Origin of the sequence: Catenuloplanes japonicus, assembly GCF_000717135.1 — a bacterium.
Classification (GTDB): domain Bacteria; phylum Actinomycetota; class Actinomycetes; order Mycobacteriales; family Micromonosporaceae; genus Catenuloplanes; species Catenuloplanes japonicus.
Map to the genome: position 1 here is coordinate 47,019 of NZ_JNXY01000014.1, position 21,663 is coordinate 68,681.

Here is a 21,663-nt window from a genome sequence, read left to right on the forward strand (position 1 = left end):
TGGGGTTCAGGCGCCGCCGCGGACACGACGGGACGTGCACATGGCACTGCTCAGACGCGGCCTGGTGGCCGCAGTCCTGCTGGCGGCGGGCCTCACCGCCGGCATGATCGCCGCTCCGGCCGCCCACGCGGCCGTGGGGGACGGGTCGCCGACGGACACGAACATCGCCTACTACGGCCGGTGGGACACGACGAACAGCGCGGCCTACGTGCCCGGGTTCGCCGGGGCCTACCTGGAGACCAGGTTCACCGGCCGGACCGTGAAGCTCAAGCAGCGCAACGCGATCGACCTGTTCTACAGCATCGACGGCGCGGCCTGGACCTACATCCAGAACGTCAGCGGCACCGTCAACCTGACACCGGCCGCGCTGGCCGCCGGCACCCACAGGCTGCGCGTGTCGTACCGCGTGGTGGCCGGCTCCTACCACGGCGACGCGGTCTTCCAGGGGCTCGTGCTGGACAGCGGCGCCGCCACGGTCGCGGCGGCCCGCCCGGCGACCCTGCTGGAGTTCATCGGCGACTCGATCACGGTCGGCACCACGTCGTCGCAGAACGCGCTCACCGCGTACGGGTGGCTGACCGGCGAGCAGCTCGGCGCCGCCCACACCCAGATCGCCCAGGGCGGTGCCTGCCTGGTGTCCGCCGCGGACGGCTGCGTCGGCATGGCGGACCGGTTCCTGCGGGTCAACACCACGGCCGGGTCCGCGCTGTGGAACTTCTCCCGCTACCAGGCCTCCGCCGTCGTGATCAACCTCGGCACGAACGACGTCGGCCACGCGGTCAGCACCACCACGTTCCAGACCGTCTACACCCAGCTGCTGCGCGACATCCGGGCCAAGTACCCGAACGCGGCCATCTTCGCGCTGAAGACGTTCACCGGGCGGTACGCGGCCCAGACCCAGGCCGCGGTGGCCGCGGTCAACGACCCGCGCACGTTCTACGTGGTCACCGACGGCTGGATCCCGTCCGGCGGCCTCACCGACAACGTCCACCCCAACGACGCGGGACACCGGGCGATCGCGGCCCGGCTCGCGCCGATCGTGTCCGCGCAGATCTGAGGAGGCACCTGATGCGAATCCGGCGAATGATGATCGCGGCCCTGCTCGGGCTGGGCGGCACGGCCGTCGCGGTGGTGGGCCAGTCGGTGTGCGGCGGTTCCCCGGCGGCCGCGGCCGAGGTGCAGGCGGCCCCTGAGGTGTGGATCGCGGGCGACTCCACCGTGGCCAACCCGGGCTCGTCCGGCGCGTGCCCGGTCGGCTGGGGCAACAAGATCGGGTCGTACCTGGTCGACGGCGTGGCCGTGCACAACAGCGCGGTCGGCGGCCGCAGCGTCCAGACCTGGATGTACGAGGGCAACGTGACCGGCACGATCGGGTCCGACGGGGAGTGCGTGCTCAGCTCGCAGACGGTCAGCGCGCGCTGGCAGGCGATGCTGGACGGGATGGGCGCGGGCGACTACCTGTTCATCCAGTTCGGCATCAACGACGGCTCCGCCACCTGCCCGCGGCACGTCGGATCGGCCCGCTACCAGGCGCTGCTGCGCACGATGGCGGCCGCGGCCAAGGCGCGCGGGACGACGCCGGTGTTCCTCACGCCGGTCGCGGCGATCACCTGCAGCGGCGCGTCCGCGGTCGGGAACCGGGGCTTCCTGACCGAGACCCGCACCGCCGGGTCCGCAGCCGGCGCGACCGTGATCGACCTGCACGCGCGCAGCGTCACGCTCTACAACAGCCTCAAGCTGTGCCCGAACAACGGCGACTACTCCACCGGCGCGGTCGGCGCGTTCTTCTGCGCCGACCACACCCACTTCGAGGCCGCCGGCGCCCAGCAGATCGCCGGCCTGGTCGCGGCCGCGATCCGCGCGCAGGGCATCGGGCTGGCGGCCTACCTGAGGTGAGTCCCGGGCGCGTGCGTGCCTAGGCCGGCCGGCGGGTCAGGACGAAGACCGGGATGATCCGGTCGGTCTTGGTCTGGTAGGTGGCGTAGTCCGGCCAGGCCTCGCACGCGCGCGCCCACCACTCCAGCCGCTCCGCGCCGTGCACCTCGCGGGCCTCGTAGTCGTGCCGGTCCGGGCCGTCCTGCAACTCGACGTGCGGGTTCGCCACCAGGTTGTGGTACCAGACCGGGTGCTTGGGCGCGCCGCCGATCGAGGCCACCACCGCGTACCGCCCCTCGTGCTCCACCCGCATCAGCGGCGTCTTGCGCAGCCTGCCGGACCGCGCGCCGACCGAGGTGAGCACGATGATCGGTCTGCCGCGCAGGTCGGCCCGCTCGGCGCCGCCGCTGGCCTCGAACGTCTCGGCCTGCTCACGGGCGAACGGTGCGGGGCTGGGCGCGTACTCTCCGGACAGCGGCATGATCCGATCGTAGTCACATCCGGCGGCCGGACCAGTCGGCTGTGGGAGGTTCCGAGTAGCAGGTCACCGCACGGGTTTGTGGTGACCACCCACGGATCCGCCGGCCCGCGGGAGCGTGCGGACGGTGACCACGGCGGAAGTGGGCAGATATGGCCCTGTTTGAAAGACCCGATCGGGTCGGGTTTCGGCACGGGGGTGCCGGGCCGCGCGTGTGCGGTGGTGCACTGTGGGTGACTGGACACCTCTGCAGGCAGGCGGAACCCCACCATGGACCCCGTGCAGATCCTCTGGGCGCCGGACGGCGCCTCGATGCCGAACCTGGGCGCGAAAGCGCTCGTCGACGTGACCGACGGTGACACCCCGAACCTGCGGATGCCGGTGCGCATGCTGTCCGTGGACACGCCGGAGGTGACCGCGCGCACGACCGAGCGCGCGGCCGCGATCGATCAGGACTTCAAGCAGCTCGCGGCCTGGATCGGCGAGGGGCGCGCGCCGATCGGCGACACGCTCGCGGAGCATCTGAAGCCGCGGCTGGAGACCGGGCACGCGGGCACGCTGCACTTCACGCAGGGGCAGGCCGCGTCCGAGTTCAGCAAGGCGAACATCGCGGCGCGGCTGGCCCGGCCGAACGGGACGCGGCGCAACATGTTCGTGCGCACGTCGGACGCGCCGTTCGACACGAACCACCGGCTGCTGGCCTATGTGGCGCCGGACTACACCGCAGCGGAGCGGCGCACGATGACGCGCGCGCAGAGATCCACATTCAACCTCGATCTGGTACGGGCCGGCTGGGCCGCGCCGTTCGTGATCCACCCGTCGATCCCGGGCGCGGAGGATCTCGCGCTGCTGATCGAGGCCGCGGTGGACGCGCGCACGGCCGGGCTGGGCATCTGGGAGTCCGCGGAGACGCTGCTGGCCTACGAGTACCGGTCGGCGGAACGGTTGTTCCAGATCACCCGCACGCTGGTCGAGGGCCGTGACCTGGAGGGGAGCCCTCGCGCCTGGCGGGAGCGGTACTGCGCGGACATGCGCACCCGGGAGTTGTTCGGGCCGGAGGAGTACATCCGCGTCGCGCCCGAGTACCGGCTGTGGTTCTGGCCGGCCGACCTGCGCGGCGCGATCCGCGACCTCAACCTGGTGCCGTCGCCGGGTCTGACCGGCACCTGAGACGCGGGCGCCCCCGCGCGACCGCACCGGTCACGCGGGGGCGGTGCTGCGGATCAGATCTTGCCGGTGCCGGCGCCGGCCTGGACCGTCGCCTTGACCGTGTTGTTCGACTCCGGCGTGTAGGAGTAGGGGATCGCCGCGACGCTGGCGCCGTTGCGGACCTGCTCCGTACCGGAGTTGACCTTGTAGTTGTTCAGCACCTTGAGGTTGCCGGAGTCCGAGTCACCGGTCTGGGTGACGGTCGGGGTGGCCACGTTCTCGAAGTAGTTCCGCTCGACGTAGACGCCCGCGTTCTCGGTGGACGCGACGCCGTACGAGCCGATGTTCGAGTAGTAGTTGTTCAGCACGTGGACCGGGTTGGCGAACCGGACGCGCGGGTGGCGCTGGCCGGTGCCCTCGAACCAGTTGTGCACGTAGGTCACGCGCAGGTGGCCGGTGTCCTCGGACGCGTTGTCGTCCGAGTGGCCGAGCAGCATGGACTTGTCGTGGTTGTGCAGCCGGTTCCACGAGACCGTGATGAAGTCCGAGCCACGCTTGATGTCGATCAGCCCGTCGTACCCGTTGGACAGGTCGTTGTGGTCGATCCACACGTTCGTGGTCGACGACTGCACGTTGATCGAGTCGTCGGCGGCGTTCGTGAACTTCAGGTTCCGGATGATGATGTTCTTGACGCCGGAGAGGTTGAGGCCGCCGCCGGTGATGCCGGAGCCCGAGCCGACGCCGATCACGGTCTTGTTCGAGGCCACGCTGTACATGCCGGAGATCGTGATCAGCCCGGACACCCGGACCGTCTGCGACGTGCTGGAGCTGAGCGCGGACTTGAGCGCGCTGGCCGTGGTGACCGTGACGGTCGTGCTGCTGGAGCCGCCGGACGTGCCGCCGTTGAGGCTGGCGAACCCGACCGGGCTGCTCTCGGCCGCGTGCGCGGACATCGTGCCGACCGCGATCAGCGTGGTGGTGGCGATGATGCCCGCCGCCGCGGCGGCGATGACGCTGGTGCGGCGGCGCCGGGAGCGGCGGGGTGCCGTTTCGGACATGGGGATCCTTCCGAGCCGTTGGACCGCCGGTGGAAGCGGTGTGGGGGTGTGGGGAAAGCGCTTTCCGAACCCACACGGTAGGCTGCGGAATTGATGCATGTCAATGGATGACGATCGATGAAACCACGAAGGCCCCCACCCGATGCGCCGGGAGGGGGCCTTCGACGTACGGCGAGGAGGGGATCAGTCCTCGCCGACGACCTTGTTGCCGTTCGCGTCGTACGCGGCCGGACCGTTCTTCGCGGCGGGGCCGCCGTCCTTCGGGGCCGGCGGGGCCGGCTTGTCCTCGGCGGCCGGGCCCTCGGCGCCCTCGGCACCGGCGTCGCCCTCGGCCGCACCCGCGTCACCCGCGGCGGCCTTGGCCTGCGACAGCGCCAGGCAGGACTCGAAGAACGCGGTCTGCGCGTCCGCGACGGCCTGGTCAGCGGCGGCGGCATCGTCGGCAGCGGCGTCGTCCGCGGCAGCGTCGTCAGCGGCCGCATCGTCGGCAGCGGCGTCATCGGCAGCGGCGTCGTCCGCAGCCGCGTCGTCGGCGGCCTCGTCCTCGGCGTCGGCCTTCTCGGCCCAGCCGGCGGCCATCTCCGCGGACTTCTTCGACGACTTCGTGGCGGCCGCGATGTCCTTCTCCGCCTGCTCGTGCGCGGCGGCGTCCTCCGGCGACTCGCTCTCCTCCGCCGCGGGCGGCGCAGCCTCGTCGGCGGCCCCCTCGCCCGCGACCTCCTCCTGCGCGGCCAGCAGTGCGGCCGCGAAGATGTCGCACGACTCGTCCAGCGCCACGGCCGCGGCCTGGGCCGCCTCCACCGCGTCGCCGCCGCCCACCGGCGCCAGCTCCTCGCCGTCGCAGTTCACGACGCCGCCGTTGATCTCCAGCTCGGCGCACTTCGAGACGTCGAACTGCTGGCCCTCCACGTTGATCACGCTCGCGGCGACCGCGTTGTTCCGGTCGCGCTTGCGCTCACCGGCGTTCGCGTAGCCGAGGCCGGTGACTCCCGCCAGCACGACCACGCCTGCGACAACGGCCGCGCCGATCGCCTTGCGGTTCTTCAGGGTGCCGTATCGCCACTGCATTTCTCTTCACCATTCCTAGCCGGATCGGATTCATGAACGTGCGCGCAACCGGTCCTACGCGGCCCGCCATGAGGAAGGTTCAGAGTCGGGCGGAATCACCGTCGATTCACCCATACGGGGGCGTATGCAACGGACCGATCTTGGTCGTTGACCCGAGGGAGATCGATGTATAGGGTCTGCGCGACCGCAGGCATAGGAGAGGGATGTCCATCACACCGCTGTCCCTTCCGAAGCCGCCCGACCGGGCGCCCGAGTTCGGCCGCGACGCGCTGATCGCCTGCGAGAGCCTGGTGCGCATCTACCAGACCGGCTCGATCGAGGTGCAGGCGCTGCAGGGCCTGGACCTGACCGTCGAGTCCGGCGAGATGGTCGCGGTCGTCGGCGCGTCCGGGTCCGGGAAGTCCACGCTGCTGTCCATCCTGGCCGGCATCGACGCGCCCACCGCCGGCAAGGCCCGCGTCGACACCTGGGACCTGCTGGACATGTCACGATCCGACCGGGTGCGCTACCGGCGGCAGACGGTCGGGTTCGTCCGGCAGCAGACCGCCAGCAACCTGGTGCCGTACCTGACGGCACACCAGATGGTCGACCTGCCGATGACGGCGGCGCGCACCCCTGTGCGTACCAGGAAAGCGCGTGCCTCTGAGCTTCTCGACATGCTCGGCGTGGGAGAGCTGGCGGACCGGCGGCCCGCGCAGCTCTCCGGCGGGCAGCAGATGCGGGTGGCGATCGCGGTCGCGCTGGCCAACCAGCCACGCGTGCTCCTCGCCGACGAGCCGACCGGCGAGCTGGACACCGCCACCTCGGCCGAGGTCTTCGGCGCGCTGCGCGACGTCAACCGCGAGCTCGGCGTCACCATCGTCGTCGTCACGCACGACCCCGAGGTCAGCGGCCAGGTCGAGCGCACGATCGCGATCCGGGACGGGCGCACCAGCAGCGAGGTGCTGCGCCGCTCCGCGGTCGACGGCGACGGCGACACCCACGTGATCGCGGAGGAGTACGCGGTGATGGACCGGGCCGGGCGCGTGCAGGTGCCGCGCGAGTACCGGGAGGCGCTGGCGCTCACCCGCCGGGTCCGTCTCGCGCTCGAAGCCGACCACGTGTCGATCAAACCGGATAATTCATGAGCCTTCTGCGGGTACGGGGTGTCAGCCGCCGGTTCGGCGACGTGCACGCCCTGCGCGACGTCTCCTTCGACGTCGAGGCCGGCACCATGGTCGCGCTCGTCGGCCGCTCCGGCTCCGGCAAGACCACGCTGCTCAACGTGATCGGCGGCCTCGACCGCCCGTCCGGCGGCACCGTGCACGTCGACGGCACCGAGGTCACCGCGCTCGACGAGGACGGCCTGTCCCACCTGCGCCGGGAGAAGGTCTCCTACGTCTTCCAGACGTTCGGCCTGATCCCGGTCCTGTCCGCCGCGGAGAACGTCGGCGCGCCGCTGCGGCTGGCCCGCACGCCCGCGGCCGAACGGGAGAAACGCGTCCAGCTGCTGCTGGAACTGGTCGGGCTCGCCGACCACGCGCGACAGCGCCCCGGCGAGATGTCCGGCGGCCAGCAGCAGCGCGTCGCGATCGCCCGCGCGCTCGCCGCCTCCCCGCGGCTGCTCATCGCGGACGAGCCCACCGGCCAGCTCGACGCGGAGACCGGCCTGGCCGTGATGGCGCTGCTGCGCGGAATCGTCGAGTCCGAGGGCGTCACCGCACTCGTCTCCACGCACGACCCGGTGATGATGGCGCTCGCCGACCGCGTGATCAACATCCATGACGGACAGGTCGACGCTCCGTGAGCTTCCTGGCCCGCCGGGCCCGCGCCCAGTGGCCGCTGCTGGCCGCGCTGCTCGCGGTCGTCACGGTCGGCGTCACGCTGCTCGGCGTGTGCGCGCTGCTGGTCACCCGCACCGGCGAACGCGCGGTGGAGACCGCCGCCGCCCGCGCCACCCCGGAGAACACCGACATCACCGCGTACACGGTGACCGTCTCCGGGCCGGACGCGCGCTCGGTCATCGAGGACACCGGCGGCGTGCTCACCGACGCGGTCGCGCCGTTCGAGGTCACGCTCTCCACCCGCACGTCCACGCTGCTGCGGCCGCTGCCGAGCATGCCGCACAGCGGCGACTTCCCGTCCCAGGGCTACCTGTCCTCCGTCACCGACCTGGCGTCCCGGGTGGAGATCGTCGAGGGGCGGCTCCCGGCCGGCGGGTTCGAGACCGCGCTGCTGCGCAGCACCGCCGGGCAGCTCGGCCTGACGATCGGCGACCGGGTGCCGTTCGGTGCGGAGAACACCCGCGGGCGTCCGGCCGGGTTCGAGGTCACCGTGGTCGGCATCGTCGAGACGCTGCCCGGCGCCGGCTGGAACCGTGACCCGCTGGAGGGCGCCGGCTTCAACCCCGCCTACAACGACGGACGGTTCCAGCGTCCGCTGGCCACCCACGGACCGTTCCTGGTCGACCTCGCGGACGTGCTGGCCAGCGGCTCCACCCTGGACCGGCTGGAGGTCACCGCCCGGCCGGACCTCTCCGCCGCCGACCACGCCGCGCTGGACGCGGTCGAGGGCCGGGTGCGGGCCGCGGACCGGCGGCTCGGCGGCGTGCTCGGCGACCGCGTCGAGGTCGAACGGATCACCACCGCGCTGCCCCGCACGCTCGCCGCGGCCGACGCGCAGCAGCAGGTCACCACGGCCACGGTCGCGGCGGTCGCGATCATCGGCTCGGTGCTCACCGCGACCGCGCTGGCGCTGGCGGCCAGGCTGACCGCGGGCGTGCGGACCGTCGAGGCCGCGCTGCTGTCCGCGCTCGGCTTCAGCCGCCGCCAGCTGGCCGGGATCGCCGCCGTCGAGGCACTGCTGCTGACCGCCACCGCCACCGCGATCGGCGTACCGGCCTCGTCCGGCCTGCACGCCGCCATCACCCGGCTGCCCGCGCTGCGCGGCGCCGGGCTCACCGAGACGTTCGCCGTCACCGGGCTCCAGACGCTGACCGTGGCCGCCGGCGCGCTGCTGCTCGGCGCGGTGCTCGTCACGCTCGCGCTGCAGCCGGTCGCCGAGGTGAAGGAACGCCGGAGCCGCGGCGAACTGATCGCCCGCTCCGGCGCGGACGTGCTGCTCGTCGCGTTCGCCGGGGCCGGACTGTGGCAGCTGTGGTCCCAGCCCGCCGAGGCCGGCGGCCAGGACGCGGTCCGGATCCTCGCCCCCGCGCTGCTGCTGCTCGCCGGCGCCGCGCTGGCACTCCGGCTGGTCCCGCCCGCGCTCGCGCTCGCCGACCTCCTCGCCCGCCGCGCCCGCGGCTTCGTGATCCCGCTGGCCGCGTTCGAGGCGGCCCGCCGCCCGCAGGCGGTCGCGGCCGGGCTGCTGGTCGGGCTCGCCTGCGCGGCCGGCACGTTCGGCCTCGGGTACGACGCCACCTGGCACCGGTCCCAGCAGGACCAGGCCGCGCTGTCGGTCGGCACCGACCTGGCGCTCACGCTCGCCGCCCGCCCCGAGACCGGGCAGGGCGAGGCGGTCCGCACCGCCACCGGCGGCACGGTCAGCCCGGTCAGCGATCGGCCGGTCTCGATCGGGCAGTGGCTCGGCACCGGCGGCGACGCGCCCCGGCTGCTCGCGATCGACACCACCCACGCCGGTGACCTGCTGCGCGGCCGGCTCGGCGACGGGCGCACCTGGGCCGAGGCCGGTGCCGGGCTCGCCCCCGCCGACGAGCTCGCCGGACTGCCGGTGCCGGCCGGGGCCGCGGTCACCGTCCGCGGCACGTCGACCGCCTCGATCCCGCTCCTGGTCGCGCCGAAGCTGGTCTTCCAGGACCGGGCCGGGCTGCGCGTGCCCTGCGTCGCCGACCAGATCATGCTGGACGGCACGGCGCATCCGCTGACCGGCTGCGTCGTCCCGGACGGCGTGGAACTGGTCGCGGTCACCATGCCGTTGATCGCCGACTGGGAGTCGCTGTACGCCTCCGTGGTCGCGCAGCCCGAGGAGAGCGACGTCTCGGTCACGCTCACCGTTCCGGGTCTCACCGGCGCTCCCGCCCGCGCCTGGGACGTCGGCTCGGTCGGCCCGCTGCCGGAGCTGGTCAGGGCGACCGCGCTCGACATGACCGGCGAGACGATCACCATACGCAGCCGTGTGCAGCTGGTCGGCCCGCTCGAGGCCGCCCGGACCGTCGTGGCCGCCGGTTTCCCGGCGCCGGGCAGCGTGCCGGTCGTGATCTCGCAGCGGCTGGCCGACGAGCTCGGCCTCAGCGCCGGCGCGAACCTGTCCGTCCTGGTCGGCCTGACCCCGGTGAACGTGCTGGTCCAGGGCGTGGTGCCGTCCGTGCCCTCCGCTCCCGGCGCCGGTGCACTGCTCGCCGACGCGGATTGGCTCTCCCGCGCGATGATCTTCAGCGCCGGCGAGGTCCAGCCGTCGGTCGACGCCTGGTGGGCCGGGAACCTCGCGCCGGACGCCGAGGCGAACGCCACCGCGTTGCACCTGGGCGCGGTGCTCACCCGCACGGACGAGGAGGCGCGGCTGACCGGCGGACCGCTGCGCGCCGGCCTGCCCGCCACGCTCCGGCTGCTGGTGCCCGCGGCCGCGCTGCTGCTCCTCGCCGGCGTGATTCTGCACGTCACCTGCGACCTTCAGGTCCGGGCGCTGGAGGTGGCTCGGTTGCGCGGGCTGGGAATGACGCGGCGGGAGATCCGGCGGGTGCTGCTCGGCCAGCACGCCGGGGTGCTGACCCCGCTGGTCGTGGCCGGCGCGCTGGTCGGCGCGCTGGCCACGGTGCTGGTGGTGCCGTGGCTGGTGCGCTCCGACACCGGGGCCGCGCCGGTGCCGGACGTGACGCCGCAATGGCCGTGGGCCGCCGAGGCCGGGCTGATCGCGGCACTGTTGACCGCGTGCCTGGTGTCGGTGGCCGTCGTCGTCGCCGTGCAGGCCCGGCGCGCGGACGCGGCCCATCTGCGGGTGGCGTCGTGACGGGCCCGGTCCGCCGGTTCGTCCCCGCGCCGCACTGGCCGAGCGTGGCCGGGCGGGCGCGCGCCGACGCCGGCCCGCTCGCGCTGGTCGTGACCGTGGTCGCGTCCGTGTCGATGCTGGCGTCCGCGGTGCCGCCGCTGCTGAGCGACACCGCCGACGCCGCGATCCGGGACTCGGTCGTCCGGGCCGGCGACCAGGCCTCCGTGCGGATGCGGTCCGACTGGGGGCACGACTACGGGGACCGGGGCGTCCGGGTCCGCCAGGCCGAGCTGGCCGACGACGTCGACCGGCTGCGCGACTTCAGCCTGGCCAGCCTCCCGGACGGCCTCGAGGAGCTGGTCGCCCCGCCGATCGTGTCGGCGATCAGCGAGAGCTTCAAGATCCCCGAGGGTACGGCGCCGCGCACCGTCCAGCTCGCCTACCTGGCGAACGCCCCGGAGGCCGGCGGCGGGCCGGACGTCACCTGGATCGCCGGGACCGCGCCGGCCGCCACCGCACCGGGCTTCACCGAGCTGCCGTCGTCGGGCCCGTGGACCATCCAGGCCGGACTCACCGAACGGTCCGCGGCCGAGCTCGGCGTGCGCCCCGGCGACCACATCAGGGCCGACGACACGAATCGCAACCCCAAGGACATCCTGGTCAGCGGCATCTTCCGGCCGGTCGACCCGGACGATCCGGCCTGGCGGCTGGCGCCCGCGGCGCTCGGCCCGATCGACGGCGCGGACGGCATCGGCATCACCCGGATCGGCGCGCTGCTCACCCGCGACTCGCTCCCCGACGCCCGCCTCGGGATGGAGGACGAGCAGCTCAACCGGACCGTCTGGCTGACCCCGGACACCGGCAGGCTCACGCTCGCCGGCGCGGAGGCGCTGAGCGCGGCCGTGACCCGGCTCAAGGCCACCTCCTCGACCTCCGGCAGCCTGTACGGCGAGGCGATCCGCTGGGAGTCCCAGCTGGACTCCGTGCTCCGCGAGGGCCGGCGTGCCGTCGACGCCGCCGTCACCCAGTCGTCCGTGCTGCTCCTCGCCGTTCTCACCGCCGCGGTCCTGGTCCTGCTGCTCGCCGCCGACCTGCTCGCCCGCCGCCGCGGTCCCGGGCTGGCCACGGCCCGGCGGCGCGGCGCGTCCCTGCCCGACCTCACGACCGAACTGGCGGTCGAGTCCGTGCTGGTGGCGGCGCTCGCCGGCGCGGCCGGGCTCGGGCTCACGCTGCTGTTCGGGCCCGGCGTCGCCTGGACCTGGGCGGTGCCGGTGGTGGTCGCGGCCGTGCTCGCCGGGCCGGGCTTCGGCGTGCTCGCCGCCGCGCGCGCCACCCGCAACCGCCGCGCCCCGGCGAACCGCTCGGCCCGCCGGTGGGCCGCGCGTACCGTGCAGATCCGCCGTCTCACGCTGGAGGCCGCGGTCGTGGCCGCCGCGGTCGGCGCGTTCGTCGCGCTCCGCCAGCGCGGCATCGTCGCCGGCGACGACGGGCTCCCGGCCAGTGCACCCGCGCTCGCCGCCGTCGCGGCCGGCCTGCTGCTGCTCCGCCTGCTCCCGGCCGTGATCGGGTTCGTGCTGCGGGGCGCGCTGCGCTCCCGCCGCCCGCTCGCGGTCTTCGGCGCGGCCCGCGCCGCGGACACGTCCGGCAGGGCGCTGCCGCTGCTGATCATGGTGGCCGGGACCACGCTCGCCACGTTCGCCCTGACGCTCGGCGTCACCGTCGACCGGGGGCTCGACGCGGGCGCGTGGCGCACGGTCGGCGCCGACGCCAGCCTCACGCTCTCCCCGGCCGCCTCCGCCTCGGTCCCGGACCTGGCAGCCCGCATCGCCGCGGCGCCGGGCGTCCGGCACACGGCGGTGGCGCAGCTACTGTCCGCCGTCCGGATCACCGCCGACGAGAACGCCCTCACGCCGGAGCTCCTGGTCGTCGACTCGGCAGCGTTCCGGACGCTGCTGGCGGACACCGAGATCTCCGGGGTGTCCGCGCTGGACCTGCTGGCGGACGCCACATCTCCCGCGGTCCCGCCGCCCGGTGCGTCCTCGCCGTCTGTCGAGGGTGCGCCCTCGACCGTGGCGCCGACACCGTCCGGCGGCCCGGCCGCCGCGATCCCGGTGCTGGTCAGGTCCGCGGACGGGGCGATGCGGACCGGTGCGGCGATGACGTTGTACCGCGAGGACGAACCCGCGCTGCCGCTGACCGCGGTCGGCGCCGCCCCGCTGATCGGCGACGCCCCCGCCCTGGTCGTCGTGGACGCCGCCGCCCTGGCTGACGCCGGCCTGCCGATGGAGCCGAACACGATCTGGGCCACCGGCCCCGGCGCCGGCGACGCGGTCACGGCGATCGGCGACGCCACCGTGCCGCTGGTGCGCACCGAGGTCCTGGCCGGCCGCAGCGACGCCCCGCTCACCGCCGGCCTGCGGCTGCTCGCCCGTGCCTCCGCCGCGACGCTGCTCGCGCTCGGCCTGCTCGGGCTGTTCCTCGGCGCCGCCGCCGGCGCCCCGGACCGCTGGCTGACCCTGAGCCGCCTCCGCACGCTCGGCCTGCGCCCCCGCGACATGCGCTGGGTCGCGGCCGGCGAGCTGCTGCCCCCGCCCCTGGTCGCCGCGATCGCCGGCCCGGTCATCGGCGCCGTGCTGGCCCTGCTGACCACGGAGTCGCTGTCCCTGCGCCTGCTCACCGCCCAGGACGCCGATCCTCCGCTCGCCCTGCCCTGGTGGCAGATCGCGGTCCTGGCCGTCGTCGTGATCGGCGCGGTCGCGGTCGTGGTCCCGGTCGAGTCCGCGGTCCGCCGTCGTCGCAACCTGGGCGAGATCCTCCGTATCGGCGGCTGAGGCCGCCACAGCTGCGGCTGCCGTTGAGGCTTGTGAGCCGAGATTTCGCCCGCTCCGTCGCCTCGGGCCGCCTCCATCGGCTCTCGCGTTCCCGATGGGCAACGCCGGCGCCGATGCCGGCCCAGCGCCCGCCGGACGGCGACGGACCGTCTACCGGGTCACGTTCATCGTCATGGTGACCGTGTAGCCGTCCGGGCCGTAGTGGGCGGTGACGTGGTCGCAGCACTGGTGGGTGACCCAGAGGCCCAGGCCGCCCCGCGCGCCGTCCCCCGCCGGCAGCAGCCCCGCGAACGGGTTCGCCGGCCCGGTTCCGGCGTCGGAGACCGCGACCGTGACCCGGTCCGGCAGCGACCACAGCCGCACCGTCACCGGCGGCGTCCCGTGCCGGTGCGCGTTGGTGACGGTCTCGCTGACCGCGACCGTCAGATCGTCGAGCGCGTCCGCCCCCAGCCGCCCGTCGCTCACGGCCGACAGCACCGCCTGCCGTGCCTCCGCCGGAGACGGCCCGCGCAGCTCCGCGTGCGGCGGGATCGGCGGCACACCGCCGGCCCAGTGGCGCGGCCCGGACAGCGACAGGAACTGCGACGGCGGCAGGAACGTCGACTGCCGCACGTGCCCGCCGCCGTGCACGGCCGCGTAGGGGTGCGTGCGCGCTATGTCGTCCAGCACCCGGGCGGGCGTCCGCACCCGGTCGTAGACGCACATGCTGCGCAGCGGGAAGTCGTCGTAGGCGTGGTTGACCGCGGACTCGTAGCGCGCCCACGCGTCCCACGCGTCGCCGAACAGGGCCGGCGGGACCTCGCCGACCAGGCGGACCTGCCGCGCGCCGGCGGCGACGTGCCCGGCCAGCAGCGCGCGGAAGCCGCGGATCGTGGTGGCGGGCCGCAGGTACTGCGGGGCGGCCGGGAAGAAGTCGACCTTGCCGTCCGCGGGCATCGCGTCGCGGACCATCGCCTCGTACTCGTCGCTGAGCACGACCACGGTCGGTTCGCCGAGCGCGACGCCGGCCAGCAGGAACGGCACGACGACGGCGAGCAGCTCCGCGGCGGACGAGTGGAACGCGGCCTGGTGGAAGTGCCCGCCCGTGCGGGGCGGGGGAGAGGTGCGGGCCGGGGGTTCCACGTCAGCCAGTCTAGGCATGCCCCGGCCCGCACCCGTAAGCGTGCAAAAACCCTGAAACCCGTTCCGGGGGTACGTTCTCCCAGCCGTACCCCCGGAACGGGTTGATCCTCAGAGCGACCAGTCGCGGATCTCGGGCAGGTCCTCGAGGTGCGCGACCACGTACGCCTCGTGCTCGGCGAGCTTGCGCAGGCACCACTCCTTGAGGTCCGCCGCGCCGCGCGGGAGCCGCGTGGCGTTGTTGATCGCGTCCATCACCAGGTGGTAGCGGGAGGCCCGGTTGCGCACGGTCATGTCGAACGGCGTGGTGGTGGTGCCCTCCTCGACGAAGCCGCGCACCCGGAACCGGTCCGCGTCCGGCCGGCCGTGGACCAGCTGGTGGATCGCGCCCGGGTAGCCGTGGAACGCGAAGATCACATCGACCGTGTCCGTGAACAGCTCGGTGAACCGGGTCTCGCTCATGCCGTGCGGGTGGTCCTTCGGCCGGGCCAGCGCCATCAGGTCGACCACGTTGACCACGCGCACCGAGAGCTGCGGCAGCCGCTCCTTGAGGATCTGCGCCGCGGCCACGGTCTCCATGGTGACCACGTCGCCCGCGCAGGCCAGCACGATGTCCGGCTCGCGGGTCTCGTCGTCGTTGCCGGCCCAGTCCCAGATGCCGGCGCCGCGGGTGCAGTGCGCGATCGCCTCGTCCATGGTCAGCCACTGCGGCTGCGGCTGCTTGTCGATCACGATGAGGTTGATGTACGACCGCGACCGCAGGCAGTGATCGGCCACGCTGAGCAGCGTGTTCGCGTCCGGCGGCAGGTAGACGCGGGCGATGTCGCCGCGCTGGGTGAGCACCACCTGGATCAGGCCGGGCCCCTGGTGCGAGAACCCGTTGTGGTCGTTGCGCCAGGCCGTGGACGTGAGCAGCACGTTCAGGCTGGGCACCTCGGCCCGCCAGTCCAGCCGCCGGGACTCCTGCAGCCACTTGCCGTGCTGCACCGTCTGTGACGCGCTGACCATGGCGAACGCCTCGTAGGTGGCGAACATGCCGTGCCGCCCGGTCAGCGTGTAGCCCTCCAGCCAGCCGTGGCAGTTGTGCTCGGAGAGCACCTCCATCACGCGGCCGTCGCGGCTGAGCTTGGTGTCGTGCGCGAACGTCTGCTCCATGAAACCGCGGTCGGACTCCTCGAAGACCGCACCGAGCCGGTTGCTGTTCGTCTCGTCCGGGCAGAAGAGCCGGAAATTGTCCGCATTGTCGCGGTAGATGTCGCGGAGCAGTTCGCCGAGCTTGCGCGTCGACTCCGCCTTGAGCGTGGCCGGCGCCTTCACGTCCACCGCGTAGTCCCGGAAGTCCGGAATGTCCAGGTCGCGCGTGAGTCGTCCGCCGTTCGCGTGCGGGCTCGCGCTCATCCGCAGGTCCCCGGCGGGGCTGAGCGCCGTGACCAGCGCGGTCGGTCGCCCGGAAGCGTCGAAGAGCTCCTCAGGGCGATAAGACTTCATCCACTCCTCGAGCATGCGCAGATGGTCCGGGTTCTCCCGCACGCCCGACAGCGGCACCTGGTGCGCCCGCCACGTGCCCGCGACCTGCGTCCCGTCGACCTCCTCCGGCCCGGTCCAGCCCTTCGGCGTGCGCAGGATGATCAGCGGCCAGCGGGGCCGCGTGCCGTCCCAGTCACCGCCGCGCGCCGCCGCCTGGATCGCCCGGATCCTGCCCCACGCCTCGGCCAGCGCGGCCGCGAACCGCCGGTGCATGCCGGGCAGGTCCGCGCCGGAGACCTCGATGATGTCGTACCCGTGGCCCTCCAGCAGCGCGTGCACCTCCTGCGGGCTCTTGCGGGCCAGCACGGTCGGGCCGGCGATCTTCGCGCCGTTGAGGTGCAGGATCGGCAGCACCGCGCCGTCGTGCGCCGGGTTGATGAACGAGACGCCCTTCCAGGAGCCCTCCAGCGGCCCGGTCTCGGCCTCGCCGTCGCCGACCACCGCGATCGACAGCAGGTCCGGGTTGTCCATCACCGAGCCGAACGCGTGCACCAGCACGTAGCCCAGCTCGCCGCCCTCGTGGATCGAGCCGGGCGTGGTGACCGAGACGTGCGACGGGATGCCGCCCGGCGCGGAGAACTGGCGGAACAGCCGCAGCAGGCCGGGCTCGTCCAGCGACACCGTCGGGTAGACCTCCGAGTAGGTGCCCTCCAGATAGCCGGCCGCGACCAGCGCGGGACCGCCGTGCCCGGGGCCGGCCAGGTAGATGGCCTGCTGCCCGGTCTTGCTGATCAGCCGGGACACGTGCGCGTAGACGAACGACAGGCCGGGGCTGGTGCCCCAGTGGCCGAGCAGGCGCGGCTTGATGTGCTCGGGCCTCAGCGGCTCGCGCAGCAGCGGGTTCGCGCCCAGGTAGATCTGGCCGACGGTCAGGTAGTTGTTCGCCCGCCACCAGGCGTCCAGGCTCGCGATCTCGTCGTCGCCCGGCTCGGCGAGCGTGTGCAGCAGATTCTCGTCGACGGTGGTCACAGTCACCGCGTACCCCCTCATGCGATCTCCATCCGTGCACCAGCGTGCCGTAGGAGGGGCGATCGCGCCGGGGGACGCGGACCTGTCCGTCCCGGGACCTATGCCCTCTTGCGCGATTCCAGATGGCGCTTCCACTGATCGCGGGCCTCCTGGGAGCAGCCCTGCAGCGCGTCCCCGGACACCGTGGCCGGGCCGAAGATCTTGTAGAGCTGACGCCAGACCCAGCCGCCGTCCTCGGGGTTCTTCATGATCGCGCCTCTCGACGATTGGTGTGCAAATACTTTGTACCCCAACTATCGGTAGGATGTCACCGTGACTGAAGACCTGCTGGCGCTCGAACGCCAGGTCTGCTTCGCGCTCTCCGTGGCGTCGCGCTCGGTGGTCGGCGTCTACCGGCCGCTGCTGGAGCCGATGGGGCTCACCCACCCGCAATACCTGGTGATGCTCGCGCTCTGGCAGCGCTCGCCGCTGTCCGTCAAGGAGCTCAGCGGCCAGCTGATGCTCGACCCCGGCACGCTCTCCCCGCTGCTCAAACGCCTCGAGGCCGGCGGCCTGGTCCGGCGTGACCGCGACCCGGACGACGAGCGCAGCCTCGCGGTCACGCTCACCGACGCCGGCCGCGCGCTGCGGGCCGAGGCCGAGAAGATCCCCGGCACCATCGTCGAACGGCTCGGAATTCCCGTCGGCCGGCTGCAGGAACTGCACGCGGCGCTGACCACGGTGATCGCGGCGGCGGCAAAGACCTGAAACCCGCCCCCTCGCAACCCGCGCATCGTTCACTGGGGGTCTCGCGAGGGAGGCCGCACATGCTCAACTACTCCACCGGACCCGGCGATCTGGACCGGATCGTCGCGGACGGGCACGCCGTCGTCGAACGCCAGCTCCAGCACCTCGCCGCCGGCCGTGGCGACCGCCGCGTCCTCGCCGACCAGGTCTCCTACGAGCTGTCCCGGCAGACCGACGCGGAGGAACGCGTGCTCTGCCCCGCGCTCGCCAAGGCCGGCGCGGCCGCGGAGGCCCGGCACCTGCGCGACGAGAACAAGCGGCTCAAGGAGCTGCTGGTGGTGATCCAGCAGAACGAGCCCGGCGACCCCGAGTTCGAGGAGGCCGTGCAGGAGCTGATCACGGACGTCCGCACGCACGCGGCCGAGGAGGAAGAGGAATACCTCCCCCAGCTGCGCGAACACCTCGGCGCGGACAGCATGCCCGCGCTCGGCAAGGACTGGCTGGCCGCGATGCGCGCCGCCCCGACCCGCCCGCACCCGCACGGCCCGGCCGGCGCGCTCGCCCACCGGCTCACCGACCCGGCCACCGCCGCCGTCGACCGGCTCCGCGACCGCGTCTCCGGCCGCCGCGACGTGCTCGCCACCGACCCGTCCGGCCTGCTCGAACCGCAGGCGCAACGCGTGGTCGACGCGCTCGCCGTGCTGCACCCGGCGCCGCTGGAGACGCTGACCGTCAACCGGGCCCGCCGCCGCCCCGGGCTGGGCGCCGCGGTCCGCGCCGTGCTGCCGGCCTGGGCGCCCGAGCCGGTCGGCGACGTGCGCACGGTGCTGCTGCACGACGGGCTGCCGATGCGCGTCTACCACCCGTCCGGCGGCCAGGACGAGCCGCTGCCGGTCGTGCTGTGGGCGCACGGCGGTGGCTGGGTGCTGCGCGACGCGGACGAGACGGACACGATCTGCCGGGCGCTGACGAACCGTACCGGCGCGATCGTCGTCTCCCCGGACCACCGGCTCGCGCCCGAGGACGCGTTCCCGGCCGCGTTCGACGACGTGCGCGCGGCGTACCACTGGCTGGAGAACCATTCCCGCTTCCTGGGCGCGGACCCGTCCCGGACAGCGATCGCCGGCGAGTTCACCGGCGCGACCATGGCCGTGGCCACCGCGGACACGCTGCAACGCACCCACCACACGTCGCCCGCCGCGCTGGTCCTGGTGCACCCGCTGGTCACGCTCGCGCCGCACGGCTACTCGATGACCTCCGAGGCCGACGCGCGCCCGCTGCCGCTCACCGCGCTCTCCTGGCTGCTGGCCCACGCGGTGCCGCCGTCGCTGGCCGGCGACCCCCGCCTCGACCTGCTCTCCCACCCCGTGGCCGCGCTGGCCGGCCTGCCACCCACGCTGATCATCACGGCGGACCGCGACCCGCTGCGCGACCAGGGCGAGATGTTCGGCCACCACCTCGCGGCGGCCGGCGTCCCGGTCACCACCACGCGCTACAACGGGGTGATGCACGGCTTCCTGGCGGCCGCGCCGGCGCTGGACACGGCGCAGCGGGCGCTCGCGGAGACGGCCGCCCACCTCCGGCGGGCGTTCAACCCGAAAAGCTAGGTTCATCCACCCACTTCGCGGTGGTCCGTGCCCGGCGCATGGCCCGCAGGCGTCGACCCCGTGCCGGAAGGCTGGCTGGTCCCGATGCTCGGCAGCGTGACGCACTGGAATCCCGCACCCTGGGAGGGCTGGTCCGGGCTCGCCGTGCGGGCCACGGCCGACGGCGCCCTGCCCGCCGTGCGCCCGGAGGACATCGCCGCCCGTCTGCGGGCCGCCGGCCCCCGCACGCCCGCTGGTGAACGCGTTCTTCGCGCTCGCCATGGCGCTGTGCGGCGGCCCGGTGCTGGTCGCCGCGCCGCTGCTGGCCGCGCACCGCCTGACGACGCCGCACCGGATCGCGCACCCGCCGTGGGAGTGGCTGGGCCGGCCCGCGATGGGCATGCTGCTCATGGTGGGCGCGGCGGCCGCGCTGGCCGCGCTGTCGCTGGCTACGATTCCGGCCCGTGCAGAGATTCGAGTCCGTGCGTGCGCTCTACCGCGCGCAGGCCGCGGCCGCCGGGGGCCGCTGGCACGCGCTGATCACCCACCACGGCGCCACGCTCCTGGAGGACGACGCGGACGCGGTGCTGCACGGCTACAGCGTGCAGAAGCTCGCGGTCGCGGTCGCGGTGCTGGACGCGGTCGACCGGGGCGTGTTCCCGCTGGACCACCGGGTGGAGGTGACCGCGGACGTCATCCTGGCCGGCAGCGGCATCTACGACCTGCAGACCGTCTGGGGCGACCGCGTCACGGTGGCGAACGTGCTGGCCGCGATGCTGCTGGTCTCCGACAACACCGCGGTGCGCCTGTGCGGGAGTCTGGTCCCGGCCCTGGACATCAACGAGATCCTGGCCGCGAAGGGGTTCACGCACACGCGCGTCGAGCCGGTCGGGAACCCGCACCGGTTCTTCCTCGGCGTGACCACGCCCCGGGAGATCCACGACCTGCTGTCCCGGCTGGTCGCCGGCCGGCTGCTGAAGCCGGGCACCACCGCGTTCATGCTGGGTGTGCTGCGCGCGCTCAGCGGCTACCACGACGGCATCCGGCGGGTGATGTCCTCGGCGGAGCGGGAACGGGTGGCGGCCAAGTACGGCGCGGACTGGGAGGACGACTTCGCCTCCCGGCACGAGGCCGGCATCATGTTCGACCGCGCCGGCCGGCCCGCGCTGGTGTTCTCGCTCTTCGCGGACCGGCTCGGCGACGTGCTCAACTACGGCGCGACGCACCCGGCCGTGCAGGCGCACGCGGTGCTCGGCCGCGCGCTCATGGACTGGACAGACCGATGAGCAATTCTCGACCTGCGCCGTGACCTCCGCACCGGGCCTGAGTCAACGGGTGGCGGCTCCGGTCGAAGAAGGCTCAGTGATCGCGTCCACCAGCCGCTGGCACGGCCCGGCGAGGTTCCACTTCTCGGCCAGTGCCAGCACCGCGTCCGGGTCCGCGGGCGCGGACGGCAGGTCGTAGTCGGTGATCGGCAGCTTCACGTCCGTCGCCACCCGCACGACCGGGCCGGCCGCCGTGAGATAGTCGCGGGACGCCAGCAGCTTGGTGCGCACGCCCGCGGCGAAGCCGGCCGCCGGGTCGTCCAGCGCGGCCAGGATGTCCTCGATGCCGCCGTAGCGCTCGACCAGCCGGGCCGCGGTCTTGTCGCCGACGCCGGCCACGCCGGGCAGGCCGTCGCTGGGGTCGCCGCGCAGCGCCGCGAAGTCCGCGTACCGCTGGGGCGCCACGCCGTACTTCGCCGCGACCAGCGCCTCGTCCGCGTCCTCCAGCTTCGCCACGCCACGCCCGCAGTAGAGCAGCCGCGTGCCGCGCGCGTCGTCGACCAGCTGGAACAGGTCCCGGTCGCCGGACGCGATCTCGACCGGGCCGGGCTGGGTGACCGCGATCGTGCCGAGCACGTCGTCCGCCTCGTAGCCGTCCACGCCGAACGCCGGGATGCCGACCGCCTCCAGCAGCTCCAGGATGATCGGCACCTGGGGCACCAGCGTGTCCGGCACCTCCTCGACCGACGGCGCGACCGCGACCCGGTGCGCCTTGTACGACGGGATCAGCGCGACCCGCCACTCCGGCCGCCAGGACGCGTCCAGCGCGCAGACCACCCTGTCCGGCTTCCGCGTGCGGATCAGCGTGGCGAGCATGTCGGTGAAGCCGCGGACCGCGTTGACCGGGCTGCCGTCGGGCGCGCGGGCCGCGGACTCCGGGATGCCGAAGTAGGCGCGGAAGTACAGGCTGGCCGAGTCGATGGCGAGCAGCGGTCTCCGGTTCACACCCGTCACCCTAACCCGCATGCGAAGGTAATCCTGAGCACGCGCGTCGGGACGGCAACGGATGGTGAACTTGCGGCAGGTAAG

Annotated in this window: 17 protein-coding genes; 10 read left to right on the plus strand and 7 right to left on the minus strand. The window is 73.7% G+C overall.

Annotation, left to right across the window (positions count from 1 at the left end; translation table 11 throughout):
• Positions 1–40: 40 nt before the first annotated feature.
• A complete protein-coding gene (locus tag OP04_RS20295) occupies positions 41–1,057 on the plus strand; it encodes an SGNH/GDSL hydrolase family protein (RefSeq protein ID WP_051798396.1) in 1,017 nt (338 codons plus the stop codon).
• 11 nt (positions 1,058–1,068) lie between these two features.
• Entirely contained in the window at positions 1,069–1,896 is an 828-nt protein-coding gene (locus OP04_RS54720; RefSeq protein ID WP_232323660.1) for a GDSL-type esterase/lipase family protein, read from the plus strand.
• Positions 1,897–1,915: 19 nt separating this feature from the next.
• Here OP04_RS54720 and OP04_RS20305 read toward each other — a convergent pair whose 3' ends face one another.
• Positions 1,916–2,356: a nitroreductase family deazaflavin-dependent oxidoreductase gene (locus OP04_RS20305; RefSeq protein WP_033341339.1), complete on the minus strand. Its 441-nt coding sequence runs from the start codon at positions 2,354–2,356 to the stop codon at positions 1,916–1,918.
• 276 nt (positions 2,357–2,632) lie between these two features.
• Between OP04_RS20305 and OP04_RS20310 the strand changes: the two genes are divergently transcribed.
• Positions 2,633–3,523 carry a thermonuclease family protein gene (locus OP04_RS20310; RefSeq protein WP_232323661.1) on the plus strand — a complete coding sequence of 297 codons (891 nt, stop codon included), beginning with the start codon at positions 2,633–2,635 and terminating at the stop codon, positions 3,521–3,523.
• 53 nt (positions 3,524–3,576) lie between these two features.
• Here the strand turns inward: OP04_RS20310 and OP04_RS20315 are convergent, their stop codons facing one another.
• Both OP04_RS20315 and OP04_RS20320 read right to left on the minus strand, forming a co-directional pair.
• Positions 3,577–4,560: a pectate lyase family protein gene (locus OP04_RS20315; RefSeq protein WP_033341341.1), complete on the minus strand. Its 984-nt coding sequence runs from the start codon at positions 4,558–4,560 to the stop codon at positions 3,577–3,579.
• Between the two features lie 183 nt (positions 4,561–4,743).
• Positions 4,744–5,628, minus strand: coding sequence for a hypothetical protein (locus tag OP04_RS20320; RefSeq protein WP_051798399.1), 885 nt, complete (start codon positions 5,626–5,628; stop codon positions 4,744–4,746).
• A gap of 203 nt (positions 5,629–5,831) precedes the next feature.
• On the opposite strand from OP04_RS20320, the gene OP04_RS20325 reads away from it, so the two are divergent.
• Genes OP04_RS20325 through OP04_RS20340 form a run of 4 tightly spaced genes read left to right on the plus strand, consistent with a single transcriptional unit; the run spans position 5,832 to position 13,382 of the window.
• A complete protein-coding gene (locus tag OP04_RS20325) occupies positions 5,832–6,755 on the plus strand; it encodes an ABC transporter ATP-binding protein (protein ID WP_033341342.1) in 924 nt (307 codons plus the stop codon).
• Complete coding sequence (locus OP04_RS20330) at positions 6,752–7,414, plus strand: ABC transporter ATP-binding protein (protein WP_033341343.1); 663 nt, start codon at positions 6,752–6,754, stop codon at positions 7,412–7,414. The genes OP04_RS20325 and OP04_RS20330 overlap by 4 nt, the downstream gene beginning before the upstream one ends.
• On the plus strand, positions 7,411–10,572 hold the full coding sequence (locus OP04_RS20335; RefSeq protein WP_198153902.1) for an FtsX-like permease family protein: 3,162 nt from the start codon (positions 7,411–7,413) through the stop codon (positions 10,570–10,572). Before OP04_RS20330 ends, OP04_RS20335 begins: the two co-directional genes overlap by 4 nt.
• Positions 10,569–13,382, plus strand: a complete 2,814-nt coding sequence (locus tag OP04_RS20340; protein ID WP_033341344.1) for an FtsX-like permease family protein — start codon at positions 10,569–10,571, stop codon at positions 13,380–13,382. Before OP04_RS20335 ends, OP04_RS20340 begins: the two co-directional genes overlap by 4 nt.
• A 150-nt stretch (positions 13,383–13,532) precedes the next feature.
• Here OP04_RS20340 and OP04_RS20345 read toward each other — a convergent pair whose 3' ends face one another.
• The 3 genes from OP04_RS20345 to OP04_RS20355 all read right to left on the minus strand — a co-directional run bounded on the left by OP04_RS20345 (position 13,533) and on the right by OP04_RS20355 (position 17,245).
• A complete protein-coding gene (locus OP04_RS20345; RefSeq protein WP_232323662.1) occupies positions 13,533–14,504 on the minus strand; it encodes a sensor histidine kinase in 972 nt (323 codons plus the stop codon).
• A gap of 108 nt (positions 14,505–14,612) precedes the next feature.
• A complete protein-coding gene (locus OP04_RS20350; RefSeq protein WP_051798402.1) occupies positions 14,613–17,018 on the minus strand; it encodes a phosphoketolase family protein in 2,406 nt (801 codons plus the stop codon).
• Positions 17,019–17,095: 77 nt separating this feature from the next.
• Complete coding sequence (locus OP04_RS20355) at positions 17,096–17,245, minus strand: hypothetical protein (RefSeq protein WP_198153907.1); 150 nt, start codon at positions 17,243–17,245, stop codon at positions 17,096–17,098.
• 64 nt (positions 17,246–17,309) lie between these two features.
• Between OP04_RS20355 and OP04_RS20360 the strand changes: the two genes are divergently transcribed.
• The 3 genes from OP04_RS20360 (at position 17,310) to OP04_RS20370 (ending at position 20,595) form a co-directional block, all read left to right on the plus strand.
• The gene (locus OP04_RS20360) at positions 17,310–17,744 is read left to right on the plus strand and encodes a MarR family winged helix-turn-helix transcriptional regulator (RefSeq protein ID WP_033341346.1); all 435 of its coding nucleotides are present in this window, start codon (positions 17,310–17,312) and stop codon (positions 17,742–17,744) included.
• 59 nt (positions 17,745–17,803) lie between these two features.
• A complete protein-coding gene (locus OP04_RS51870; protein WP_051798403.1) occupies positions 17,804–19,330 on the plus strand; it encodes an alpha/beta hydrolase fold domain-containing protein in 1,527 nt (508 codons plus the stop codon).
• Positions 19,331–19,773: 443 nt separating this feature from the next.
• Positions 19,774–20,595 (plus strand): serine hydrolase, encoded by an 822-nt coding sequence (locus tag OP04_RS20370; RefSeq protein ID WP_157240082.1) that lies wholly within the window; start codon positions 19,774–19,776, stop codon positions 20,593–20,595.
• A gap of 42 nt (positions 20,596–20,637) precedes the next feature.
• On the opposite strand, the gene OP04_RS20375 is transcribed toward OP04_RS20370, so the two are convergent.
• Entirely contained in the window at positions 20,638–21,600 is a 963-nt protein-coding gene (locus OP04_RS20375; RefSeq protein ID WP_033341347.1) for a 5'-3' exonuclease, read from the minus strand.
• Between the last annotated feature and the right edge of the window lie 63 nt (positions 21,601–21,663).